The 25,777-nt window shown below is 44.9% G+C and carries 23 protein-coding genes; 9 read left to right on the top strand and 14 right to left on the bottom strand.

The annotated features are described in order from the left end of the window. Positions 1–62 precede the first annotated feature (62 nt). Positions 63–677 (top strand): SprT-like domain-containing protein, encoded by a 615-nt coding sequence (locus IDJ76_RS10810; RefSeq protein ID WP_191163330.1) that lies wholly within the window; start codon positions 63–65, stop codon positions 675–677. Between the two features lie 53 nt (positions 678–730). On the opposite strand, the gene IDJ76_RS10805 is transcribed toward IDJ76_RS10810, so the two are convergent. Continuing rightward, a complete protein-coding gene (locus IDJ76_RS10805; RefSeq protein ID WP_191163329.1) occupies positions 731–2,965 on the bottom strand; it encodes an ATP-binding protein in 2,235 nt (744 codons plus the stop codon). A gap of 203 nt (positions 2,966–3,168) precedes the next feature. Between IDJ76_RS10805 and IDJ76_RS10800 the strand changes: the two genes are divergently transcribed. Continuing rightward, the gene (locus IDJ76_RS10800; protein WP_191163328.1) at positions 3,169–3,582 is read left to right on the top strand and encodes a VOC family protein; all 414 of its coding nucleotides are present in this window, start codon (positions 3,169–3,171) and stop codon (positions 3,580–3,582) included. Positions 3,583–3,609: 27 nt separating this feature from the next. Further along, positions 3,610–3,966: an iron chaperone gene (locus IDJ76_RS10795; protein ID WP_191163646.1), complete on the top strand. Its 357-nt coding sequence runs from the start codon at positions 3,610–3,612 to the stop codon at positions 3,964–3,966. 1 nt (position 3,967) lies between these two features. On the opposite strand, the gene IDJ76_RS10790 is transcribed toward IDJ76_RS10795, so the two are convergent. Both IDJ76_RS10790 and IDJ76_RS10785 read right to left on the bottom strand, forming a co-directional pair. After that, positions 3,968–5,239 (bottom strand): DUF3472 domain-containing protein, encoded by a 1,272-nt coding sequence (locus IDJ76_RS10790; RefSeq protein WP_191163327.1) that lies wholly within the window; start codon positions 5,237–5,239, stop codon positions 3,968–3,970. Between the two features lie 32 nt (positions 5,240–5,271). Then, the gene (locus IDJ76_RS10785; protein WP_191163326.1) at positions 5,272–7,221 is read right to left on the bottom strand and encodes a beta-galactosidase trimerization domain-containing protein; all 1,950 of its coding nucleotides are present in this window, start codon (positions 7,219–7,221) and stop codon (positions 5,272–5,274) included. Positions 7,222–7,326: 105 nt separating this feature from the next. Here IDJ76_RS10785 and IDJ76_RS10780 point away from each other — a divergent pair, with 105 nt between their 5' ends. From IDJ76_RS10780 to IDJ76_RS10760, 5 genes are all read left to right on the top strand, one after another. Continuing rightward, positions 7,327–7,920, top strand: coding sequence for a 2OG-Fe(II) oxygenase (locus IDJ76_RS10780; protein WP_191163325.1), 594 nt, complete (start codon positions 7,327–7,329; stop codon positions 7,918–7,920). Between the two features lie 99 nt (positions 7,921–8,019). Continuing rightward, the gene (locus IDJ76_RS10775; protein ID WP_191163324.1) at positions 8,020–8,256 is read left to right on the top strand and encodes a hypothetical protein; all 237 of its coding nucleotides are present in this window, start codon (positions 8,020–8,022) and stop codon (positions 8,254–8,256) included. A 7-nt stretch (positions 8,257–8,263) separates the two neighbouring features. Beyond that, entirely contained in the window at positions 8,264–8,452 is a 189-nt protein-coding gene (locus IDJ76_RS10770; protein ID WP_191163323.1) for a hypothetical protein, read from the top strand. A gap of 36 nt (positions 8,453–8,488) precedes the next feature. Further along, positions 8,489–9,508, top strand: a complete 1,020-nt coding sequence (locus IDJ76_RS10765; protein ID WP_191163322.1) for a class I fructose-bisphosphate aldolase — start codon at positions 8,489–8,491, stop codon at positions 9,506–9,508. 132 nt (positions 9,509–9,640) lie between these two features. Further along, positions 9,641–12,265, top strand: a complete 2,625-nt coding sequence (locus tag IDJ76_RS10760) for a DUF5686 and carboxypeptidase-like regulatory domain-containing protein (protein ID WP_191163321.1) — start codon at positions 9,641–9,643, stop codon at positions 12,263–12,265. A gap of 78 nt (positions 12,266–12,343) precedes the next feature. On the opposite strand, the gene IDJ76_RS10755 is transcribed toward IDJ76_RS10760, so the two are convergent. From IDJ76_RS10755 to ffh, 4 genes are all read right to left on the bottom strand, one after another. After that, positions 12,344–14,500: a S9 family peptidase gene (locus tag IDJ76_RS10755; RefSeq protein WP_224746286.1), complete on the bottom strand. Its 2,157-nt coding sequence runs from the start codon at positions 14,498–14,500 to the stop codon at positions 12,344–12,346. Positions 14,501–15,089: 589 nt separating this feature from the next. Beyond that, entirely contained in the window at positions 15,090–15,869 is a 780-nt protein-coding gene (locus tag IDJ76_RS10750; protein WP_191163320.1) for an energy transducer TonB, read from the bottom strand. Positions 15,870–16,037: 168 nt separating this feature from the next. Further along, positions 16,038–16,784 (bottom strand): energy transducer TonB, encoded by a 747-nt coding sequence (locus tag IDJ76_RS10745; RefSeq protein WP_191163319.1) that lies wholly within the window; start codon positions 16,782–16,784, stop codon positions 16,038–16,040. Between the two features lie 117 nt (positions 16,785–16,901). Further along, positions 16,902–18,230, bottom strand: coding sequence for a signal recognition particle protein (gene ffh / locus IDJ76_RS10740; protein WP_191163318.1), 1,329 nt, complete (start codon positions 18,228–18,230; stop codon positions 16,902–16,904). Between the two features lie 164 nt (positions 18,231–18,394). On the opposite strand from ffh, the gene IDJ76_RS10735 reads away from it, so the two are divergent. Beyond that, the gene (locus IDJ76_RS10735; protein WP_191163317.1) at positions 18,395–20,848 is read left to right on the top strand and encodes a DUF5916 domain-containing protein; all 2,454 of its coding nucleotides are present in this window, start codon (positions 18,395–18,397) and stop codon (positions 20,846–20,848) included. Between the two features lie 82 nt (positions 20,849–20,930). On the opposite strand, the gene IDJ76_RS10730 is transcribed toward IDJ76_RS10735, so the two are convergent. From IDJ76_RS10730 to IDJ76_RS10700, 7 genes are all read right to left on the bottom strand, one after another. Next, a complete protein-coding gene (locus tag IDJ76_RS10730) occupies positions 20,931–21,947 on the bottom strand; it encodes a DUF3078 domain-containing protein (RefSeq protein WP_224746285.1) in 1,017 nt (338 codons plus the stop codon). Between the two features lie 61 nt (positions 21,948–22,008). Beyond that, positions 22,009–22,332, bottom strand: coding sequence for a hypothetical protein (locus tag IDJ76_RS10725; RefSeq protein ID WP_191163316.1), 324 nt, complete (start codon positions 22,330–22,332; stop codon positions 22,009–22,011). Beyond that, positions 22,329–23,081 (bottom strand): hypothetical protein, encoded by a 753-nt coding sequence (locus tag IDJ76_RS10720; RefSeq protein ID WP_191163315.1) that lies wholly within the window; start codon positions 23,079–23,081, stop codon positions 22,329–22,331. The genes IDJ76_RS10725 and IDJ76_RS10720 overlap by 4 nt, the downstream gene beginning before the upstream one ends. Before the next feature lie 63 nt (positions 23,082–23,144). Next, positions 23,145–23,975, bottom strand: a complete 831-nt coding sequence (locus IDJ76_RS10715; protein ID WP_191163314.1) for a glucosaminidase domain-containing protein — start codon at positions 23,973–23,975, stop codon at positions 23,145–23,147. Between the two features lie 45 nt (positions 23,976–24,020). Further along, entirely contained in the window at positions 24,021–24,560 is a 540-nt protein-coding gene (locus tag IDJ76_RS10710; protein WP_191163313.1) for a glycoside hydrolase family 73 protein, read from the bottom strand. A 3-nt stretch (positions 24,561–24,563) separates the two neighbouring features. After that, positions 24,564–25,205 (bottom strand): O-methyltransferase, encoded by a 642-nt coding sequence (locus IDJ76_RS10705; protein WP_191163312.1) that lies wholly within the window; start codon positions 25,203–25,205, stop codon positions 24,564–24,566. Positions 25,206–25,353: 148 nt separating this feature from the next. Further along, positions 25,354–25,740 carry a GxxExxY protein gene (locus IDJ76_RS10700; RefSeq protein WP_191163311.1) on the bottom strand — a complete coding sequence of 129 codons (387 nt, stop codon included), beginning with the start codon at positions 25,738–25,740 and terminating at the stop codon, positions 25,354–25,356. Between the last annotated feature and the right edge of the window lie 37 nt (positions 25,741–25,777).

Here is a 25,777-nt window from a genome sequence, read left to right as displayed (position 1 = left end):
CCTCTTACCTTTCGCCTTTTACCTTTCACCTCAATCCCCTATCTTTGATACAGAGGTAAACATTGGATAAAGTAAAAGTATTAGCACAGTATCTTCCGCCTGATGCGGCGCCGTTAATTGGCCGCTGGATAGATTACTTTAAATGTGAGTTTAAAATCTCACGCAATCGCGGCACCAAGTTTGGCGATTACCGCGCTCCTTATGATGGTAAAGGCCACCGGATATCGGTCAACTTTGACCTTAACCCTTATGCTTTTTTGGTAACTACAGTACATGAGTTTGCACACCTGCATACCTGGAATGAGCATCAGCAAAAAGCAAAGCCACATGGTACAGAATGGAAGAATAACTTCAAAAAAATGATGCAGCCCTTTTTTGAAAAAGAGGTTTTCCCGCCCGATGTTAAACAAGCCATCACCAGTTACTTAAATAATCCGGCCGCGTCCAGTTGCTCTGACCTTACGCTTTATCGTTCGCTGCGAAAATATGACCCGGTTAAAGAATCGATCCATACGGTTGAGAAGTTGCCCATCAAAGCCATTTTTAAATTAAAGGACGGCCGCGTTTTTCGTAAGGAAGAAAAGCTACGCAAGCGCTATAAATGTGTAGAAATAAGCAGCAAGCGCATATACCTTTTTAGCCCCGTTGCCGAAGTGGAGCTGCTGGAAACCGTTTAACTGGTATTAAGCGCTCTTGCAGTAAAGTATCACTTCTTTCCGCTGAACCAGGATTAGTTACGCTTGCTGAACGCGATGCTGAAAGTTGATCCCTGGCCCAGTTCGCTGTCAACCCAGATCTTGCCGTTATGCTTCTCTATAATGCGTTTAACAATGGCCAAACCAACACCTGTTCCTTCTATGTCTCCCACGTTATCCATGCGTTTAAATAGTTCAAAGATCCGGGGCAGTTGCTTAATATCTATTCCCAGGCCGTTATCGGTAACGGTGTAAACTACTTCGTGCTCATCTTCGGTACCATTGATGCTCACCAATGGCTGTTCGGTTTTCATAGAGTACTTAACCGCGTTGCTGATAATGTTGGCAAACACCTGCGATATCATTACCGGGTCGCCCTGTAGTTTAGGCATGTTACCAATAGTAATGTTGTTTTCATCAATTCCGTAAACTAATGTTAGGTCGCGCACTATTTCGCTAATCATAGTTGCCGGGTCAACTTCCTTCAGCACAAGTTCTAAACGGTTTATGCGCGAGTAATCCAGCACCTCGTTGATCATGTTATTCATCTTATCGGCGCCGCCGTTAATGCGCTCTAATATCTTCAGCGTTTGCGGCTTCAAATCTTTATCGCGCAGCAATATCTGGGCAAAGCTTTTTATGGTACTCAACGGGTTCTTCAGGTCGTGTGATATCGTATAGCTAAAGGTGTCCAGCTCTTCGTAAGCATTTTTAAGTTTCTCGTTCAGTAAGCGGATAGCCCCTGCTTTCTGGTTAATGGCATACGTAATTTCGCTGCGCAGGCGTACTACCGATTTTACTTCCTCATTACTCCATTTTTTTGATGTGCCCGTTACCGTTTGCGACCATTCCTCGAATGAATTCCGGGGAGAGATATTTGCCAGTCCGTCACTACTTATAGTAACAGGTTTATCAGGATTACCTGCCCATTTAACGGTTTGTAATTGTTCGGGCTTAAACCATATAACGTATTCGCCCATCTCTTTAGATAGGGTAGATACCATCATCCCCGAAGCTATACCCCTGAAAAGGGCGGCATTGCTATATTTAACGGGGAGCTCATCTGTGTAGTAAAAGGTTTCGTTGATGTTTTCTTTTATCCAGTTAAGTAACCCGCTTACCTGTACGTCTGTTGGGGTATCGCCCAATTTTGTTATGCTATTGTCAAACACCAGTATAGCACCGGTTGCATCCACTGCGTTCAATAGCGTTACCGAGTTGCGGGTTAATGCATTATCAATATCATTATCTTTCAGCATCAGGCGGCTCAGCTGGTCAACCGCGCTTTTATATCGCTCCTGCAATTGCTGGTTCTCTTCATCCTGCCTAAACTCTAATGCCGACGACAAGATCTGGCCGATCAGTTTGGCGGAATCCCGCGAACGGAAATCAATAAAGCGGGGCGTATAGCTGTGGCAGGCAATAAGGCCCCAAAGCTCTTTTTTATACATCAGCGAGATGCTGAAACTGGAGGCCACGCCCATATTTTTTAAATACTGGATATGTACCGGCGATACCGCTCGCAGGTCTGAATTGGTCATATCCAACGGGGCAGTGTTGCCTGCATCAGTAATTATGCCGGCCGGCTCCTGGTTCACATCTGCTATTAAGCGGGTTAGGTTTACTTTATAAAGCTCGCGCGCCTGTTTGGGGATGTCTGAAGCGGGGTAGTGCAACCCAAGCCAGGAAGGTAATTCGGTATCTTTAGATTCGGCAATTACCTCGCCGTGTCCATCTTCGGCAAAACGGTAAACCATCACCCTATCGTAGCCTATTACATTTTTAACCTGTACCGCACAATTTTTTAAAAGATTTTGCAGGTTTTTATCGGCCAGCATTTCTGATATCGAGCGGCCTATCATTCGCTGAACATCTGTTTTACTGTCTGATTGCGCGGGCTCAAATTCCAACAAATAATAACTTGCAGATGTTGAAACAATCAGGTGGAATGGCTTGCCATTAATATCGGTGTTGAAGGGATTGGTTTGTTCAAAGCCGTTAGCCCGGCCAAGCGTTATGATATGATTGATAAAATCGGGCGGTTCGTTACTCCCGATAATCGGTTGTAGATTATCAATGTGACTACCTAACAGGTTATCATTAACATTTGGAATAAACTGAACAAGATTCTCACTGTGAAACCTAATGATACTTTCGGCATCGATAACTATTAAAAAACCGTGCGATTGTATCTTGCCGGGGATGTGGATAGGTTCAATATCACAATTAGTCAGGTCTATTTTCACAGCACGGTTTGTTTGAGATAACATTTTAAACAAATATGAAAAATTAAAGTGAATAACATTAACCAACACTACTTTAAATCACAAAGTGCATAAATTAGATAGGGGTGGTTTTAAATTACAGCCCGTGTCGGCATTGGCCCTTAAAATGGTCGCATTAACACCCTTAATGAAATAGGTTCCGCGCGTATATTTGATCAATCAATTAGTAATATCAAATACTTAGCATTATGAAAAAAGACTTATGGATGAACCTGCCGGTGAAAGATCTTAACCGCGCCAAAGCTTTTTACACACAAATAGGCTTTACTATTGGTGACGGGCCTGGCAATTCGCCGGTAACCGCTCCGCTTATTATCGGCGAAAAAAAGGTGGTGATCATGCTTTTTCAGAATGATGCTTTTAAAAATGTCACTCAAAATGGCTTGGTCGATACCACTAAAAATACCGAGGTGATGTTCTCATTCGGTGCGGAGAGTGAGGAGGAGATAAACCAGATTGCCGACAAAGTGCAAGCTGCCGGCGGCGATATTTTCGCCCCACCCGCCGTAGTACAGGGTTGGATGTACGGCTTTGCCTTTTGCGACCCGGACGGCCACCGCTGGAACGCGCTATATATGGACATGAGCAAAATGAAAGGCTAATGGAATGGTTATCTTTAACGAATGAGAATGAACAATGCCGCAGATATTGATGCCTACATTGCCGCGTTTACTGCAACCACACAGCTTGCATTACAACAAGTGCGTGAGGCGGTTAAACACGCCGCTCCTGATGCTCAAGAAGTGATCAGCTATGGCATGCCGGCCTTTAAAATGAATAAAGTGCTGGTTTACTTTGCGGGTTACGAAAGGCACATCGGCTTTTATCCCGGCGCGGTAGCGATAGCAGCATTTAAGAATGACATCGCCCGGTACAAATCAGCAAAGGGCTCGTTGCAGTTCAGCCTGAGCGAACAAATGCCCTTGGAGTTAGTTAAACGCATTACCGCCTTTAGGCTGGCGGAGGATGCAAGGAAAAAGAAATAGATCAGTTAGTGGGCAAGGCGTTTAAATCTATCACAGGCGCTTTACCGGCCGGCCGTTCAAATGATTTACCCAGCGGTACAAAGCTGTCAAAAAAACCACCGTTTTGCAGGAAGAAGACATTACCCGCAAGGCCACCTGCATAGTCTTTGCGGTAATTCTTTTTAGCCGTTTCATCGCCTGTGTAGGTTGCACTGGTTAGCTCATACCATTTGCCATTGCTATCGGCAATCCATTGGTTTTTAAAATGCGCCATGCGAATCTTGTCGCCGTTATCGGGTTCAAAGTTCTCCACAAACGAATACAGGCCGGTAAGGTTAGCTGCTGTTTGCGGCCTGTTAAACCCGGCTATCAGCATCCAGTTGCCTGCGGCTACATCTTTTAACCAGGCGGTGTACGTTGTCGTATTATGGGCCTTATCTGATTCGGCACGAAGCAAAAAGGCATAAGTTTTACCAGCCTGCCACGGGTATTGCAGATAGCTTTGCCCGCCCGAGCCTTCGCTGCCAAATTCGCCGCCATGCACGGTGCTGCCTTTACGGGTCAGCTTAACCCGCAGGCTGTCGGGAATGCTTTTCGGGTCATCTGTTTGGAAAGGGCTCCATACGGAGAAAAGCACCCTGCGTTCGGTTGCCGAATTTACCTGCATACCAAAATATCCCCCATTAAAACCATCTGCCATGAAATAAGACCCTACAACATCCATTTTTTGCGGCACTTCAATTTCGTTATAAAACCATTTAACGTCTTGCTTAACCGCCGCCGGTACGGCATAACGCAAATGCACAGAAGGGCCGCGTCTTCCAAAATGGAAAGACGACCCGGTTTTAACATAAGTCAGCTGATCATCCGGGTTAACGTTCTCAACAATCAAATCGGTTACTTCGGCGTAAACGTTCCCTGTTTTACTCAAGCCTTTAAGGCTTATCTTGATATAGCCGGGTGTAGTAACCGTAAGCTCGCCGATACTGATGGTATCAAACGCAGCGTTGGTAATGGTTTTGTTAAAAATAGTTGTGCCTGCTGTTATCCGGATCCGGCTTTTACCCACTGGTACGCGCAACCTGAGCGATAACTTAAAGGTTTGCGGCAAATCAGTCCTGAAATAGACGACTGTTACTGCCTTTGGATCGGACCATTTTGTTAATCCGTCATCGGTGATTACGGAGCTACCGCTTGCAAACGCATTCCCTCCAAAAGGGATCACAACTTTTGTAGATTGTGCGACGGATGGCAGGTTCGCTATCAGTAATAAGGCTAACAAGATCTTTTTCATATCAGCATAGGCTTAAAACACAAAGCTAATACTTACGCCCACTTAATTACCAGCGTTTCTTCGGGACCGATGTTGATCTCTGATCCTGGTACTGTGCCCGCTTTATTTGCATAGATCACTTCCGGCAAACCATCTCCCGGCGTGTTTAATTTAAATACCCTGTTATCTGCCGATTTATTAATGATGATGGTAACCGTTTGGCCTGCATTATACAGCACTTTCATCAACACACCCTTTTGAGGCGCATCAAATATAAACGGGGTATCGCTAAGTCCTAATGCCATTGATAAGAATTGATTGAGCGCACTGTAGTCGTCTGTCAACCTACTGCCCAACCCAACCATTGATGGGATCCAATAAACCACACCATCGCCATAGTGGTTTTTGACGGCGGCCACATCGCTACCACTGTAAGCAACTCCCTCGCCGGTAGTCGGCGCTAAAATCCCTTTCCATTGAAAAGACGGGAGATCAATACCATCAATAGTTAGCGGCTCTATAGCATCGATAGCTCTATATTCTAAAGCATCCGCGCCCCACAGATCGCGCATAGGGAAGCCCATCCGCATCAGGCAAACAGCATGTTCGTCATAATAACCTGTCAGGCCATCGGCGATCAGTTTACCTCCTTTTAATACAAAGTTTTGCAGTGGCTCCCAATATTTAGATGGGATAGAGATTTGGTGTGCCAATATGATAGCTATGCCGAGATAAGAATCCCTGGTAAAATCAAATTCGCCAATTTCTTTAAAATTGACTTGTATGCCGGCCTCGCTTAATGCCTCGAAGTAAGCAACGGCCGATTTCATGACCCCACCCTCACTACGGCCTTCGTAAGGTTTACCACCCGTTTGCAGCTTTTTTTCTACCCATAAAGATTCGCGGGTGTATAAGATGTTTACGCCCGATTCAAGTTCTTTGGCACCTTCAAAAAAACCGATATGCTGATGAATAGATTTGGTCACTTCTGTTGCGGCTACAAGCCTGTCTGATGGCTGGTCATGGTAATTCAGCATGGCCCATTCACCGGCCTCGATCCCGGACGAGCGCGGGTTAAGGCACCAGAATATGGCGCCCTTACTTTCGGTGCCCATTGCTATCCAAAGCCACTGGGTAATCTCTTCGGCTGTAGGGCATAGTGCCAGGAAACCGCTGTATGTGTTATTGCCGCCCTGCAGCTCGGTCATAAACCAGGGGATACCACCCGCGCCGGAGCGGATGATCTCGCAATTTGCTGCCACCGCCAGCGCATACTGCTTACGGTTAAAATATTCAAAGTGCCAACTGGCGTGCGCAGAGCCACCCAGGCTGGTCAGGAATTCACGCCACTCCGGGAAATCGTACTCTGCCACGTTTTTAAAAATCGCGTGGTTGTTTACGTGAATAATCCCATGCGGGTCATATTTTAGGATCTCGTCTGTAAGCCATTTTAAAAACCAGGTATTGTAGTGTAGGTGAAAGCGCTCATCGGCAAAGTCAAAACGGTCGTAACCATGGCTATCATGACCGGCCACAGGTTGAGCGGCTTTCCATTCTGCGTATTTAGTTGTAGCAAACTGCTCTTGCGGAAAATGCCCCACACCGGGCTCATTTACCGGCACCCAGCCATAGTGTGAAGGGAACTTTACAAAATGAGAAACAACTTTTTCAACGTAAAGGGATATAGCCTTAAAATGCTCATCATCCCGCGGAAATTTTAGGCCCCCCAGGTCGGTAAAGGCTGTTGCAGGGAAGAGGTTGCCATAAATCTTAATACCATATTTTTCGGCAGCGCGATAAGCTATATCAAACAGAACGAAATCCCAGCTGCCATCTGCCCGGTGCATATAGGTTTCAAACAAACGGATACGGGTAACGGTCATACCAGCCTCTTTAAGGCGCAAAAACCAGGTATCTATCTCTTCGGGCATCTGCCCCGGCTCAATAAAGATCTCGGCACCCATCATTATCGGTGTAGCCTGCTGCTTGCTCGAATATTGCATGTTTAAATAACTAAGTTACGGGTTAATGGTTTGTATAGGGCTTATGCGGTTTATTAAGGGTACATTCACCAAAACGCACGATCACGCTACTGTGATGCCTTCCTTTTGGAAAAAACTTTCAGTTCATTTGTCGACAGTTACATAGATACCCAGGTTGGCGTATCTGATCATTTTTTGAGCATTGCCCTTTCCGGCCACTTAAAAGATAACTTGCTATTGCTTTTTGCCGATAAGCTGATGCACAATGCAGGCACGGGTAACGAAAATTTGGTGGCTCTTGATAAACAGGTTAGGGGCGACAGCATTTACTGGCTTGACCGTAAACATAACGATATTTACGAGAATGCCTTTTTTGACCTGATGGACGGCTTTATTGAATACCTTAACCGTACCTGCTATACCGGCATTACCGGGTACGAGTTTCATTATACTTTGTATGAAAAGGGCGCCTTCTATAAAAAGCACCTGGATCAGTTTCAAAATAACGGCAGCCGGGCTTACTCCATGATCATGTACCTGAATACGGATTGGGTGCAGGCCGACGGCGGCGAACTGTGCATCCATCACAGCGATCACCTGCAGCATATATCGCCAATGAACGGTAAAAGCGTTTTCTTTAAAAGTACCGATCTGGAACACGAGGTGTTGGTTACCGCCAAACAACGGATGAGCATTACGGGATGGTTAAAGGTGGGGTAAACTACACTTGTAAAAATCCAATTAAACAAAACCGCTTAACAACCGTTATAAAACTACCGCGTGGCGTAGCCCGGCGGTTTACACTTTAATTTTAACGTTATGAAAAATCCATTTCAAAAAAAAGACCATACCGGTTTAATAGCAACTATAGCCATTGGTACCCTTGCAGCGGGTGCGCTTACTTATTGGTTTTTGAGCGATAGCGGCCAGGTGTCCCGCAAAAAAGCTAAAAAGATGCTTAAAGATGCGGCAAAGAATGCAGCTGCAGAATACGGAAGCAAAAAGGTTCCCTTCTCCAAAAAATCAATCAAGTCTGTATTAGACCACGTGCTATAGTATCGGCATGGGCAAAAAGCACGATGAAGAAACCGGGCCTGCCGAGGGCGGCTCGGGATATGAGCCGCAACCAGAGGTAGAACAGCCAGGACAGGGGGCAAATACCGGATATAATGAAAAGCCGGAGATAGCTAAACCCGAAACAACGGAAGTGCCAGAATTACCGCCCGATTACAACGGCGAGCCCAGGCATTGATGCGGGTTTTTAAATTATTAAGCCTAAAATGCTAAAATGAACAAGCAGGCACTTATAGAAACAGCCCGCCAACTAATGGCAGGTAATAAAGGGTTACTGGCGATGGACGAGAGCACCCCGACAGCGAACAAACGCTTTAAGGAAGCAGGCATCCCGGAGACAGAAGAGTTTCGCCGGAAATATCGCGAGTTAATTGTAACTACGCCCGGCTTGGGAGAGTGCATTAGTGGGGCTATTTTGTTTGACGAAACGGTTAAACAAAGTACCGCGGATGGTAAGTCATTTATATCAGTTTTGAACGATGCGGGTATCATCCCCGGAATAAAGTTAGACGAGGGGGCAAAGGATATGCCAGCCTTCCCTGGTGAAAAGATCACCGAAGGGCTGGATGGGTTACGTGAACGGTTAGCAGACTACGCGAAAGCAGGCTTAAAATTTGCCAAGTGGCGCGCAGTGATCAGTATTGCCGATGAGATTCCTACCGATGGTTGCATTTACGCCAATGCCCACGCGCTGGCCCGGTATGCAACCCTTTGTCAGGAGGCTGGCTTAGTGCCCATTGTTGAGCCCGAAGTAATTATGGATGGCGACCATACTATTGAAAAGTGTTTTGAGGTCACGCAACGTGTGCTGCATATAGTTTTCGAGGTGCTTATTAGTCAGCGGGTATATTTAGAGGGGATGATCCTGAAACCTAATATGATACTGCCAGGCCTTGATTCAACGCAAACTGCAACTGTAGAACAGGTTGCCGACGAAACGGTAAAATGCCTATTGAGATGCGTACCAGCGGCGGTGCCTGGAGTAGCGTTTCTTTCAGGCGGCCAAAATCCGGAAGATGCCAGCGCGCATTTAAATGCAATGCATGTGCAGTATAGGAATAAATTGCCCTGGGCGCTTACGTTCTCTTATGCGCGGGCATTGCAACAACCCGCAATGGACTATTGGCAAGGTAAGGATGAAAATGTGGCTACAGCGCAGCAACTATTGTATGATCGTGCACGTTTAAACAATGCGGCCAGGCGTGGAGAATACCGTGCAGCTATGGAGAAATAAATCCAACATTAAAAACTGTCGGCTATAAATTTGTTTCCTGATTATTTTTCAGGTTCGGATAAGTACTTAATTGTACTGTAAGTCGTTAATTAGCAGGTTCAGCATATACTTAATAGCCTTCATTTGATAATCGTGACATCGATATTTAGCGGGTATAATTTAGTATACTACCGAGTTTATTTCTTTTTCAAGTGCTTGTTCTTCGCGCTACCTATTACTTTTTTATTCTTTTTTTTTCCGGCTAACGTTCGTGCTCAGCAGACGACAGTAACACCTGCCGCCACCGTAGTAAGAGGTAAAGTGGTAGATGCCGTAACCAATAAGCCGCTATCTTTCATTACTGTTGCCTTCCCCGGCAGCCAGTTTGGTACAAGCACCAATGCAATAGGCGAATTTAAACTCAGCGGCGCAGGCGCATTTAGTAAGGTGGCTTTTTCTTTTGTGGGCTATCAAACCGTAACTAAAACTATAAAGTCCGGGCAGGTGAATGACCTGGTGATCCGCCTGAGCAGCTCACAAACACAACTTAAAGAAGTTTCGGTAGTATCAGGCAAAAAGGCAAAATACCGCAACAAGGGCAACCCCGCCGTTGAACTGATCCAGCAGGTAATAGACCATAAATCGCAAAACCGAATGCAAAGCGGCGATTACCTTCAATATAATCAATATGAGCGTATCGGTTTATCTCTTTTTAACCTGCCTAAGAAATTTGTTAACGGGAGCTTTTTTAGCAAATATAAGTTCATGCTCGATTCATCCTCAACCGTGAACGGACAAAAACAGGCTACTCTGCCGGTTTTTTTCAGCGAAAAGATCTACCAGAATTATTACCGAAAAAACCCGGAAAAGAATATCCGGATCTTGCAGGCCGAAAAGGGAATCAATATCATCAAATTTATAGATACTGCCGGGGTTGAAACTTACCTCAACAGACTATACGGTAATAACATCGATATTTATGAGAACAATATTTTTGTGATGGTAAACGAATTTCTGAGCCCCATTGCAGACCATGCGCCCAATTTCTATAAGTTTTTTATAACAGATACCATAGCCACCGATAGGGGCAAACTGGCCCGGATAAGCTTTACCCCCCGTGCTAAAGGAGACTTGCTATTTGAAGGCTATTTGCTCGTAACGCTCGACGGGCGCTATGCAGTAGACGGCTGTGAGTTAAATGTTAACAAGCAGATCAATATCAACTTTATGCGGAGCTTAACGATCAAGCTTGATTTCAGGCCCTATCCCGACGGGCGATACTATCTTACCCAAACTAATGTAAAAGCGGACTTTGGCATTTCGAAAAGTAAGGGAACCGGGGTTATTGGCGAACGAACGGTTAGCTACTATGATTATAAATTGAATACGCCACAACCATCTGCTTTTTACAATGGTAAAAGCTTGCAGGCTATACCGGAAGCAGCAAAGGCCGACACCGCAATCTGGGCTGCACAACCTGCTGACAGCACCGCTGCCAAACAAACCCAGGTATACGCGCGCATCAATAGGCTGCAAAACATGCCATCGTTTAAACGGCTCACCTGGTTTACATCAACCTTTACTACTGATTATGCGAAAGTAGGTCCACTACAGGCGGGGCCCGTAGGTTCACTTTATTCTTATGATACCCAAGAGGGCAGCCGTTTTCAGTTAGGCGCGCGCACAACGCCAGAGTTCAATAAAACTATTTACCTGGATGGGTTTACTGCCTACGGGCTGCGCGACCAGCAATTTAAATACGAACTCAATACTATTTTCGCACTCAATAAGGTGGCTCCCTACCGTTTCCCAAATGATTATTTTAAGGTAGGTTATAGCTATGATGTAGACCTGCCCGGGCAAAATTTTTCAATCAACAGTTCGCAGGCGGCGTTGGGCTCTTTTCAAACGGGCGGTACCGATTACTGGCTTTATAACAAGATCTTTTCGTTGGCGTATGTGAAAGATTTTGAGAACCATTTCTCATACAACGTCACCTTCCGTAACTGGAACCAGCAAGCCGCGGGTTCTTTGCGTTTCCGAGTTAACGACCAGCCGGGTACCATTATCCGCGACCTGACCACCAGCGAGATCAACATTGGTTTAAGGTTCGCGCCCCATGAACAATTGATACAAGGGTCGCAAAGCCGGCGGACGATCAAAAGTCCATACCCTATCTACAATTTATTTATTACCCAGGGGATGAAAGGCGTATTTAACGGGGCATATAATTACACCAATATAACCGCTAACATCTATAAACGCTTTTACCTTTCGCAATTAGGTTATGCTGATGTAACGCTGTTGGGTGGATACCTGATAGGTAAGATTCCTTTCCCGTTATTAAATATCAGCCCGGCCAACCAATCAATATCTTATGACCGTAACGCGTACAATAAAATGTACTACCTTGAATTTGTAAGCGATCATTACGCCGGGTTAAATTATACGCAAAGCTTTAACGGGTTCTTTTTAAATAAGATACCGTTGATAAAACACTTAAAATGGCGGGAGTACCTGTCAGGTAAAATTTTGTACGGGGGCCTGCGTGCCGAAAACAACCCGCTACTATCAGTCAACCTGTACCAGTTTCCAACCGGGTCAAAAGATTCAAATGGCACCTACGGCTTAGGCAGCACACCATACGTAGAGGCTGGTGTTGGCTTAGGTAACATTTTTAAACTGCTCCGTTTCGACATTATTAAACGATTTAATTACCTGGATCATCCCGGCATATCACCCTACGGCCTTAAATTAAGTATCAGGCCCGATTTATAACCTAATTTGCGTTTTTATCCAATAAAAGCCCCCAATAGCTAATACTATTTGGGGGCATTTTATTTTGAATGCTTTTATCTATGGCCTTGTTGGCGCAGGTCGTTTAAAATCTTCCTCAGGGAATGGTTTATTCAACAAATATTTGTAGATGAATTTATTTGCTTCCATCGTGCTATGTGCTGCTTTGGCTGGGTCGCGGAAGCCGTGACGCTGACCGGGATAAAGCATAAACTCAAAGTTTTTACCCAGGTCCTGCAGTTTTGAGATTAGCTGGATACTGTTTTGCATGTGCACGTTATCGTCCATTGTGCCATGTACAATACGCAGGGTGCCTTTAAGCTTATCGGCATAGGTCAACACCGAGCTGTTCTTATAACCTTCAGGGTTGTTTTTAGGGGTGCCCATATAGCGTTCTGTGTAGTGCGAATCATAAAGGCTCCAATCCATTACACCAAAGTTAGCGATACCGTGAGTAAATACATCGGCACCGTAAGTTAAAGCGTAAGCAGTGATGTAACCGCCATAGCTGCCGCCTGTAATCATTATCCTTGCCGGGTCTACCCCGTAGTTGGCTTCCAGGTATTTTACCATCGTGATGTAGTCGGCCATTTCCCATTTGCCCAGGTCTTTATAAATATAGTTTTGGCCGGCCTTACCAAAATGGCCCGAGGCACGGTGATCTAACGCCACCTGTATAATGCCCTCTTTTGCCCACCACTGGCTTTGGCCGCTAAAGCGCCATGTATCCATCACGGTACCTGCATTAGGTCCGCCGTATATGCTGATTACTACCGGATACTTTTTAGTTTTATCAAAATTGGTTGGCAGCATTACCGTCATCGGCAAATCGAAACCATCGGCTGTTTTAACGCGCAACAATTGGGTGGTAGCTAATTCATAATCGCCATACTCGGCACCTTTGCTATCGGCAATTTCTTTGATCAGCTTACCTTTGTTATCATACACCGCCAGTTTGGTTGGGGTGCTCACGTTTGAATAGCTATCTGTGAAGTAACTGCCTTCCGGCGATAAATTGATATTGTGATTATACTCGCCGGTAGTTAGGCGGGTGAGGCCTTTTCCGGTAAAGCCGATCTTATAAAAGTCAACCCGAGCGGAGTTCTCTTTACGGGCGGTAAAGTATACCAGTTTATTCTTCTCGTCGATGTAAGTAAGGTTGGTTACTGTAAAATCACCCTTGGTGATCTGCGTTTTAAGCTTGCCATCCATACCATACCAATATAATTGCATCCAGCCGCTTTTATCGCTCTTTACGATATAGCCCGGGTTGCTTTTAAGGAAGTTGATATCATCAAACCAGTCCAGCCAGGTTTTTTGCGCTTCGTCATAGATCTCCTTCTTGGCACCCGTAGTCGGGTTAACCGTATAGATCTTCAGGTTATTCTGATCGCGGTTCATCCACTGCATCCACAACGAACTGCCATCTGGCGACCAAAACGGCGTGCCCAAATAAGTATCCGCTTTCTCATCGAAATCGGCCCAGCTGATCTTATTATCAGCAATAGAATAGAAGCCCATCTTCACTTCCGGGTTGGGATCTCCAGCCTCCGGGTAGCGGGTAAGCTCGGTAAAGCCGTGCTGGCCTTCTGAGTTATAGATCGGGAACATAGGCACCCTGGTATCGTTAAAGTGCATCCAGGCCAGGTGCTTGCTATCCGGCGACCACCAAAAAGCCCGGTACTGCGTAGGGCGCCCCAAAATCTCTTCGTAGTAAACCCATGAGGCGTAACCGTTGTAGATCACATCCGTACCATCGGTAGTTAGTTTTGATGTTTTGCCTGCGGCGATATCGATCAGGTAAAGGTTGCCGCCAAAAGTATAGGCCACCATTTTACCATCGGGCGATAGTTGCGGGTTTTGCTCCAGATCAACTGTTTTGGTTAGGCGGGTTTCGGTACCGTCAACCGCTTTCAGGTAAATGTCTTTATCATGCACCGATACGGTGGTACCCTTTGCAGGCGGTGGCGTATAAGGGGTTTCGGCACCGGTAAGTACATCAACCGCGGTACCGTTGCCGCCACGGCGGCCGGCAGCACCCTTTATGTAATGTGTATTATCGGCCCAACCGGTAATATTGGGGATAGGGGCGACAATCTTATTCGGTTCGTTCTTGAGCATTTGCCCGGTGGTAAGCTGCTTTTTTTGCGCTTGTGCCGAAAATGCCGTTAGAGCAAGCGCCACCCATAGGGATTTGCGTGGTAAGGTTAACATCATAGCTTTAAAACTGATTGAAAGGCTAAAGTTTATAAAAATTTATGGCATTAGGCAGATGTACTATCTTTTTTACGAACGGGTTTTAATAGTACTTACTTCGAGGAAATGAGGGGGTAAAATGTGTTCATGTTCACGCATGAACACCATGAACACCGTGAACATTCATGAACATCTGATAATCAGGTTATTACTTTTTTGGTACTGACACGATAGCGCCACCATTAATTTTAGTAAAATTGTTAGGCGGCAAGGGTATTCGCGAAGTCAAAGACATCGGATGGCAGGTTATATATAACAAAAGACTTCGGGTAGGGTGCCTCTAAAAATCTCTAATTATCTCTTTACATTTTGGTCTGTGGCGCGCATTTTAGCAATGGCGGCGGGCATGTTTATTGTTCATTCCCTTGCGCAAATCGTGAATTATTTCGCAAGCGTGCGCCAGATTTGAGCAGACCTTGCATCACGAAGAAGATTTCTCACTCGTACCTCGTTTCGAAATGACAACGTAAATTAGTACCTCTACTATAATTGGCGTTGTGATGAGTACGCCATAACTATTTCACCGCTGCATACTCGCTCCAGGCAGGGATTATTGCACAGATTGCCCTATCATTCTTGATACCCTGATTACATGCGGGGCAGGAATATTAAACTTAACAGGGACCAGATATTCGACAGCCACCGGCTTGTTGTTTAGTATACCCGGGAGCCATTGGCCGTCTAAATTAGCTACTGCATAAAACACCTGCTCGTCAAGCCCAAAGCCTATGCCTTTTTTAATCTTTAAATTGGTCCGGCTACCGTTTTTGTTAAGTGTAAATGCGATAATCACTTCTCCCTTGATTTCATCGGAATTGGCCGTACGCGGAACTACGTTTTTTACCAATAGCTTTATCATATTACCCGGGCCATCTAAATAAACCGGGCAGCGATCTAAATGGGCAATGATCGTATCTGCGCCGTTAATCACCCGGTACTCTTTAAGGCTGTCTGCCGGTGGCGCCTTAAAGAACAAAAGTTGTTTAGTGGTATAGTCGTATTTTACTTGTTCCATGCCCCGGCTGTAGGCTGTCCAGACACCGGTGCGTTGGTCGGCGTGAAATTGCCCTTCTAATGAAAGCTGGTTTGGCAAAGCGTAATATTTCCAGGTGCTATCTCTTTGGTCGTTTTTGTAAAAACCTTCACAAACCAATTCGTTATTTCTATAAGTGTATTTTTTGTACCCCCCATCCTTAATAGTTGGCGCGGCTTTTAACACCTCGTACTTTTCAACAATATTATTGTCCTCATCTCTATCGGTAACCAGTTTTGTTTGTGCAGATAATATAGCTGGTGTAAGCAATACCAAATACAGCAAAAGCCTTTTCATGGGCATAAATATATCCTATAATTTAATTAAGCGAAATAATAAATAGGAGCACCTTTAGTTTATTGCTGTATTTATGGTAAGCCGTTCGGCATTTACTACAAGAGATTTACTTTGCGTCACCGTCAAAAAAGAAAAATTTTCATTGCCGGGACGTTGTTGTCGACAGATTTATTTATAAACAACCTGGTTAGACAACGCGAACTTTACCGGCATTAGATATTGTACCGTAACTGGTATTCCATTTGATAAACCCGGCAGCCATTTCCCCTCCATGCTGGTTACGGCCTTTAACGCTTCCTGGTCAAGGCCGTAGCCTAATCCTTTTTTTACTTTAAAATTGGTAAGAGATCCGTCTGTATTGATCGTAAATGCTACTACTACATCGCCTTGAATATTCGCCTGCCGGGCTGCCACAGGGTATCTTATGCTTTTGGCTAAATTTAAAAACAGCCTGTTTGGTCCGTCTAAAAAAACGGGGCAGCGCTCTAATTTCATTTCAACCGTATCCGAACCTTTAATTACCGGATACATTTTTAGGCTATCTACCGGCGTTGGTTTAAAAAACAGCAACTCGTTTTTTGTGTAGTTATATTGCACCTGCACTTGTCCGCGACTATACGCCGTCCAAATTCCTACTCGTTTATCGTTTTGAAAACTTCCCTGTAATTGAACTTGGCCACTAAACGTGTAGTATTTCCAAACACTGTCTTTCAAGTTATCCTTGTAAAAGCCTTCTATCATCAGGTTCCCGCCATTATAAGCCTTGTACCCGCCATCTTTAATATCGCTGTTACCTTCAAGTACATGATACTTTTCGACATTATTAGCAAACTGATCCAACTTTGTAACCTCTTGCGTTTGGGCAAAAAGTATAATGGGTATCATGAGTGCAAATAGTAACAATCCTCTTTTCATGGTTTAAATTTCGAAGTTTTTTTTGAATATCATATAAAACGCTTTGGCATCTTAGTGTCGCCCACAAAAAAGCCCCAGCATTGCTGCCGGGGCCTCTAAAAATCTCTAATTATCTTTCTACATTTTCGGCATGCGGCGCATCATGTTGGCCATGGCGGCGGGGTTGCTCATTTGTTTCATCACCTTGCGCATATCGTCAAACTGTTTCATGAGGCGGTTTACTTCCTGCAGGTCCGTGCCCGACCCTTTAGCTATCCGGTTACGGCGGCTCGGGGTAATCAGGTCGGGGTTTTCCTTTTCCTTCGGTGTCATCGATTGAATAATGGCCTCGATAGATTTAAAGGCATCGTCGCCCACTTCTACATCCTTCATCATTTTACCCACGCCCGGTATCATGCCCATCAGATCTTTCATGTTACCCATTTTTTTGATCTGTTGTATCTGGCCGTAAAAGTCGTTAAAGTCAAACTTGTTCTTACGGATCTTCTTCTGCAGTTCGGCAGCTTCTTTTTCGTCAAACTGCTGTTGTGCACGCTCTACCAGGGATACCACATCGCCCATTCCCAAAATACGCGAGGCCATACGGTCCGGGTGGAAAACGTCCAGCGCTTCCATCTTTTCGCCGGTACCAATGAACTTGATGGGCTTGTTCACTACCGATTTGATAGATAACGCAGCACCACCACGGGTATCACCATCCAGCTTGGTTAACACCACACCGGTAAAGTCAAGCCGGTCGTTAAACACTTTGGCAGTGTTCACGGCATCCTGGCCGGTCATACTATCCACCACGAACAGGATCTCGTGCGGGTTAATAGCTGCCTTCACCTTTTCTATCTCCACCATCATGGCCTCGTCAATAGCTAAACGGCCGGCGGTATCTATGATCACCACGTTGTTGCCGTTCTGCTTAGCTTGTGCAATCCCTTCTAAAGCAATGGCAACGGGGTCTTTCGAGTCGCGGTTACTGTAAACCGGGATGCCAACCTGCTGGCCTAAAACCTCCAGCTGATCAATCGCCGCGGGGCGGTAAATATCATCGGCAACCAATAATGGTTTTTTGCCTTTTTGTGTTTTTAAGTAGTTAGCCAGTTTACCGGTAAAGGTAGTTTTACCCGCACCGTTCAAACCCGCTATCAGGATAATGGTGGGCGATGCCTTCAGCTCCAGGTCGGCAGTGGTGCCGCCCATCAGGGCTGTCAGCTCATCGTTCATGAGCTTGGTAAGCAACTGGCCCGGCGAAATAGCGCTTAATACATTCTCGCCCATTGCCTTTGTCCTTACATCATCTGTAAAGGTTTTGGCGGTTTTATAGTTAACGTCGGCATCCAAAAGAGCTTTGCGAATCTCTTTCATGGTTTCGGCCACGTTTATTTCAGTAATTGATCCCTGGCCCTTCAGTACCTTAAAGGCCCTGTCGAGTTTATCCGATAAATTTTCAAACATTATTTTACGCTGATTTTCGAGGAGGCAAAGTTATGATTTTGAAGCGATTTGGCTAATAATCATTCGCACAAAACATTTTTTAACACTCGTTAACTAACATTTAACAACTGGTTCTGTAACGTTTTGCCAACTTTACGCATCTTATCAACCAATTAGCCCCCTTAATGAAAGTACTTTTACTATCTATACTATTCTCTGCAATAACCCTATGCGCTTTTTCTCAAAAGGAAAAGAAAACACTTGTGGCGCAAAAAACCACTACGCCGCCCAAAATGGATGGCGCCTTAGATGATGCCGTTTGGCAAAATGTGCCCATCGCTACCGGCTTTGTTGAACTGCAGCCCACCGCCGGCCATCATGAAAAACCCGAGGAGCGTACCGAGGTAAAGATCCTTTACGATAACACCTCTATTTACATTGGCGCCCGCATGTATGAAACATCGGCAGACAAGGTTGCTAAAGAACTGGCCACGCGTGATAACGTGGGCAATGCCGATTTCATCGGGATCATATTTGATACTTATAAAGACGGGATAAACGGCACGGGCTTTTTCGTTACCGCCGCCAACAGCCAGTTTGATGCTAAGTACGCCCCAAACCCTAACGGCAATACCGAAGACCCCAACTGGAACGCTGTTTGGATAAGCAAGGTGAAGATAGATGAACAGGGCTGGACGGCAGAGATGAAGATCCCTTATTCGGCCCTGCGTTTTGCTAAAAAGGATGTGCAAACCTGGGGGATGAATTTGATCCGCAAGCGCCAGAATTTACAGCAACAGCTGTTTTGGAATGAGATTGACCCCAAAATGAACGGTTTTATTAACCAGGAGGGTATACTAACCGGGTTAGAGAAACTGGAGCCGCCCGTGCGTTTGGCCTTTTATCCTTATTTTTCTACCTACGTTAATCATTACCCTTACAATACCGCCGGAGTTAAAAACACCTCCAATGCCTTTAACGGCGGGATGGATGTTAAATACGGCATTAATGAAAGCTTTACGCTCGACCTTACCCTAATACCCGATTTTGGGCAGGTGCAGTCTGATAACCGCATCCTTAACCTTACGCCTTTTGAAGTAAAGTATAACGAGAACCGCCCCTTTTTTACCGAGGGTACCGAACTGTTTAATAAAGGGAATTTGTTTTACAGCCGCAGGGTGGGTGGGCCGCCTATCAATTCCGGCGCCGCCTATGCTAACCTTAAGCCAGGCGAAGAAGTGATTAGTAACCCCACCGAAACCAAGCTGCTTAACGCCATCAAACTATCGGGCCGCACTTCAAAAGGGTTGGGGATAGGTTTATTCAATGCCATCACCAATACCTCGTATGCAACCATTGAAGATGCGCAGGGAAACCGAAGGCAGGTGCAAACCAGCCCGCTGGCCAACTATAATATTTTAGTGTTCGATCAAAACCTGAAGAATAACTCGGCAGTAACATTGATCAATACCAATGTGAATCGGTTCGGTAAAGATTACTCGGCAGATGTAGGCGGGCTGGTGTATAACCTTAACAATAAAAAGAACACCTATAACCTAAGCGGCTTTGCATTAATGAGCAATTTATACGGCCCTGGCAGACCTACACAAACAGGCTACAGTTACGAAGTGGGCGGGGGCCGGTCGTCCGGTAATTTTACCTGGAGCATTTACCAGGATCTGGTAGATAGCAAATACGACTCGAACGATCTGGGCATCCTGTTTAACAATAACTTTTTAGATCATAACCTCAACCTGAGTTATACCAACTACAAACCCAAAAAGTATTTCTCCCAATGGGGCGTGTGGACTAACACTTATTACTCGCGCCGTGTTAACCCAACATCTTACCAATACTTTAACCAGAATTTTGGCGGCTTTGGGCAGTTAAAAAACTTTTGGCAGATCAACATTAACGGGCATTACCGCCGCCAGGGGCAGGATTTTTATGAGCCCCGCGTTGCCGGGCTGGTTTACCGGTCGCCCGAGAATTTTGTGCTGAACTGGAATTTGAACACCAACCGCGCCAAGCGCCTGTCGGGCGGGTTCTTTTATTCGGACCAATGGGTGGCCAATAACTTTGGCGGGCACGGGCACGATATCGAGGGGTTTTATAACCTGCGCCTAAGCAACAAATTCTCTTTTGGCGAGGATATTACCTACAGCCCAAAAAACAATTACCTGGGCTACTCTACCATGGATGGCGCAGGCAACCCCATCTTCGCCCTCCGCGATGTAAAAACGGTGGAGAATATCTTTACCCTCAAGTACACCTTTAGCGGCATTATGGGCCTTAACCTTCGCTTGAGGCATTACTGGAGCAAGCTGAATAACAAGCAATTCTTTAACCTGGCCTCAAACGGATTGGTAAAGACATTAACATCAACCGATTTTAACCACGATAATAACCAAAACGTAAACATCTGGAATGTTGATATGGTGTACGTTTGGCAGTTTACCCCCGGCAGCGAACTAAGTGTGGCCTGGAAAAATTCGACATTCAGCAACACCGGCCTGGCTACGCAAAACTATTTTAACAACCTGAACAATACCTTTAACCAACCGCAGAATAACAACTTCTCACTAAAGGTGCTCTACTATATCGATTACCAGGATATCAGGAAAAAGCATAAGAGTTAGAGAAGAGCAGCAGCGACGTAGCAATTAGCATATTCGCTTGTCCTTTGAGATTGCCACGCTATCGCTCGCAATGACATGATGGCTATGGGAACTTATATAGCACCCCTAATGAAAGGCCTTCCGTACCCTGCACACTGTTGGATGTGTTTTTGTCAAACAGCATGGTGCCGTTGATAGAAACGTTGATGAGACGGTTAACTTTAGCAGCCAACAGGGCGTCAACACGGTGGCGGGTGTATGAAAGGGGTTGGCCGTAAGGCACAAACATATCATAACGCGCATTAAAGTGCATATTTTTGGCAATGTCTTTATCAAAAATAGCTACCAGTTGGAAGGCAATATCCGTACGGATGGTTTTGCCCGGTGTTACCCCATAGTTACCGGGGATGTTACGGTAAATAGTAGTATCGAGCACAAAGGTTTGGCGGGCAGTACCCGTACCTAAACGCAGATCGAAATAACTGGCCGGCTTATACTCAAAACCCACAGATTCTGTCAGGTAACCCGGCGACATGAAGTTAGAGATGAGCAACGGCGGGTTTACGTTACTGGCATCGTACTGATAACCAGTATCAAACTGGCTCTCGAAACTTAACGACCCAAAGAAAAACCAGTGTTTAGATAATTGCGAGGCTATCTTATTATCAAAAAAGATCCGGTCGTTGGTTTTGCGGGCACCCTGCCCCTTGTTTTTTGATTTGCCATAAAGCAAATTCAATTCAGATACATAACTAAAGGGGGCCTTATTGTATTCGACATGGTAAATAAAGTTTGACCCCAGCGCAACAGACGTTATGCCACCCGCTGCGTAATTGTTACTAAAAGCCGCCTGGTTAAAGTTGAGGGCAAAGGTGATATATTTGCGCCAGTAGTTTACTTTATAATCCATCAGGGAAACGGGCAACTGCTCTTGCTGAATTTGAAGCTGAATGTTTTTTACCGGGATAGAATTCCGTTGCGGGTATAAACGGTATTTGTTAAGCAGGTTGGTATCTATCTTTACAGAGTCTTTTTTAACGGTATCGACAATTTGCGCATTTACCCGGAGCGCACACATAACCGACAGTAAAAAAAACAATTTAACACCTGTTTTTAACATACGACAAATAAAAAGTAAAAATCTGTTATTTCCTTACATTAATTTAAAATGTAGCACCAAGCTAAAAGTATCTACGCCAATTAAACCATTTTCTGCTTTGCAGGTATAAGCCGTCTGCCTCGTGCCGGTAAGCCTCGCGCTCAAAGATAATGTTCAGATACGCCTGCTCACGATTGCGGTACACAGCCAAATTCAAAAGGTAATTCACTAAGTATAACAGGTAAAACGGAAGCACCAGTAATTCGGCCTGCTGCCGCAGATGGATCTTTTCATGATTGATCAATACCGGGTCGTTTATGTCGATGCGCCGGCCTACCAGTATAAATGGGAATAAAGCCATACCGCTTACTTTTAAAAACGGCACCACTATTACCGGGTACTTCATTCGGACGGAAGGGGCATAATGGGTAATACGGGCAAATCAAATGCATGTGGGTTGCGCAGGTAGCGGCGTAAATTAGTCCGGATACTTGCTATAAACTCATACTCGTTAAACTGGGTAACCTGGTAGTAGCCCGGCCGGTATTTGAGCATAAACTCTGTAAGCTGGGGCTCCATCAGTTTGGTTACCGATGCCACGTAGGTTTTATTAAAGCGGTAATCTATTACATTTTGCTTGTAGTCGCGGTCAATTACTTCGCGCAGATGGGCGGCATTTCTGCCGCTGCGGCTAAAGGCATTATACAAGGCATCAATTCCTATCCCTGCCCCTACACCCGGCGATGCTGTCAAAAACTCACTGCTGCTTATAGATCCGTAAATTCGGTTGTAGTCGCTTTTTGTTTGCTGGTAGCGCCTCTGCGGGTTCAGCATGGTATCTCGTATGGTAACCTGCTGTAACTGTATAGCCTGCGGGCGCAGGTAAACGGCAACCGGTGCAAAACTTTTTAATTTAACGGTATCAGAAAAGTGGTCGGGCTTGCTGAATATCAGCATATCGCCAACAGATGCCTGAATTTTAAACTCGCCTTTAAAGGTGTTATAAACCGCACTACCTTTGGTAACGTTGTAAACATTAACCTTTGCTATGCGTACTTTACTTTCTTTATCAAACACAATCCCGCTCACCTCTTTTTGCTGTGCAAAAGCGGAAAAAGTGATCAGCCAAAAAAATACGGAAAGCCATAATTTCATGATAGGGCATAAAATTACGGTATGGCGGGGGCTTACTCTATTCTTTAACAATATTTAACACGTTTACTTAGCCACAACCAGTTTCTGGCCAATGTGGATGCTGTTATCGGCCATGTTGTTCAGCGCCTTTAATTCATCAACAGTAATGCCAAAACGTTTGGAAATGTTGTATAGTGTATCGCCTTGTTTAATGGTGTAAGATTTTATCTCGGGCGAGATCTTACTGATGCTATCCACCTGTGGTTTGCCAATATTGTCATTGATCTGCGCAAGCACCCTGTCTTCGCGCCTGATCTTCTGTAGCTCACCTTCGGGGCGGTCGTATTGGCTCAGGTCGTACTTATCAATAATATTGAGCAGCAGTTGCGGGTATTTGGGGTTGGTTGCATAACCGCAAGCCTTTAAACCATAGGCCCAGCCTTTAAAATCGTTCTTATCCAGCTCGAACAGGCGGGCATAATTTTTTTTCTTCAAAAATTCAGAGTGGTCGCGAAAAGATTCTTCGGGGTTAGCATACACCCTGAAACAGTCGTTAATATTATCGTCGTTCTTGTAATAGCTTTCGCCCGCCCAGTTAAGCCCGCATTTGATACCGAAATGGTTATTGGCTACCACAGCCAGGTCGCTGTTGCCGCTGCCGCTTTCAAAAAGCCCCTGTGCAAGGGTAATACTCGCCGGGATGCCATAGCTGTTCATTTCCTGAATGGCAATAGCTTTAAAGCGTTCGATATATTCTAAAGAGGATGATGCCCGGTGCGAAGCCACCGCTGCTTTATTACGACGTTGAATACCCTGGTTATTTTTGCGCGCCCTACTATTGCTGATAGCCCCTTTATGTGCAGAGCACGATGTAAAAATAGTTAAAGAGATTAATAACAGCGACAGTTTACGCATACGGATAACGCGGCAGGCCAATGAGCGACTTATAAGTTTTGTAGATTAGTTGGCTTCCGCCAGTTCTTTTTGCTCGGGAGCCTTATCAAGCTCGTCCAGGTCATACTTGTTGATAATGCCTAATACCTGTGCCGACCATTTTTTGCTGCTGGCGTAGCCGCTGCGCTGTATACCTTTTGCCCAGCCTTTATAATCGTAACTGCTTAGTTGATCAGCCAGGTGGCTAAATTGCTTGCGCTGGGTCATGATACGGGCAAAATCGTTAAACGAGTCTAAAACGCTCTCGTAGCGCCTGTATGACGATTTAACCTTTTTATTGTGTCTATAATAAACTGCACCGCCTCCACCTTTTACTCCAAACTGGTTATTGAGGTTTTGTGCTATGGCACTTTTGCCGCTGCCGCTTTCATGCATGGCTACACCTAAAATAATACTTGCAGGCACACCTGTTTCGTGCATGATACGAATGGCATTATCTTTGAACTTCTCGATATAAGATTGTGATGCGCTTTGTGCCGATACGGCTGTAGTTGTTGCTATGAAAGCAGTCACTACAAGTAGTGTAACAGTAAAGAGTTTCTTCATAATTTACTTTTTTCTGATGATCAACAGTCCATCACGAACGGGCAGAATTAACTTTTCAACCTGTTTGTTAACGGCTATGTGGTCATTTAGTTTGCGAAAACTTTCGGTATCGGCATCTTTTTGGGAGCCATCATACACTTTCCCTTTCCACAAAACATTATCAATTATTATTAACCCACCGGGTCTTACCTTGTGTAATACTAACTCAAAGTAAGCTAAATTATTTCGTTTATCCGCATCTATAAAAACCAAATCGAAATTATCGGCCTCAAAATCAGCCAATACGCTATCTGCGGGGCCGATATGCAGCTTGATTTTTTTTTCCACATTTGTGAGCTTAAAATGTGAATTAAGCATTTCTTCCATTTCGCCGTTCACTTCTATGGTATGCAAAACGCCCCCTTCCACTAAACCTTCGGCCAGGCAAATAGCCGAGTAGCCGGTAAACGTGCCTATCTCTAAAATAAGTTTGGGCTGTACCATTTTACTCAGCATGCTCAGTACCCTGCCCTGGTAATGGCCGCTCAGCATATTGGGTTTTAATACCTTTAAATGAGTATCGCGGTTGATCTTTTGCAGGCCATCCGGCTCGGCATCGGTGTGGGTGTCAAGATAGGACTGTAATGCAGGATCTAAAATTTCCATATTTCTGAACCGTTGATTTGAATGATTAAATGATTTCGTTGATGAACAATGTCTGAACAGCAGATTTGAATGATTAAGTGATTTCGCTGATTTTTGGCTAAGATTTACATCATTGATCCGGAGTCTTATTTAATCGATTTAACTTGTATTAGTTGGTTACACGTTTAAAGTCTAAGCTCTTTGCCCCGAAGTTAATAAGTAACCCTGTACCTAATTTATCCGCTTCTAAATAGTTTAATGCTTGCGCTAAATGAACATCCTCTAATTTAGATAAAGCCTTTAGTTCTACCATTATTTTACTCTCCACCAAAAAATCAACACGCCTGGTACCTATGTTTACATTATCATAATAAATTTCCATTTCTAACTCACGGGAAAACAGCAACCCCCACTTATCCATTTCAATTGCAAGCGCACGTTGATATATCACTTCTTGGAATCCATTGCCTAAAGTGCTGTGTACTTTCATTGCACAACCTATAATCTTAGCCGTAATATCCGAATGCTGGTAAGCGTTATTTACAAGTTCTTTCATATAACTATAAGCATAAAATCATCAACGAAATCATTTA

It is taken from the genome of Mucilaginibacter glaciei (genome assembly GCF_014773245.1).
Taxonomy (GTDB): domain Bacteria; phylum Bacteroidota; class Bacteroidia; order Sphingobacteriales; family Sphingobacteriaceae; genus Mucilaginibacter; species Mucilaginibacter glaciei.
This window is presented reverse-complemented; position numbering and strand designations above follow the sequence as displayed.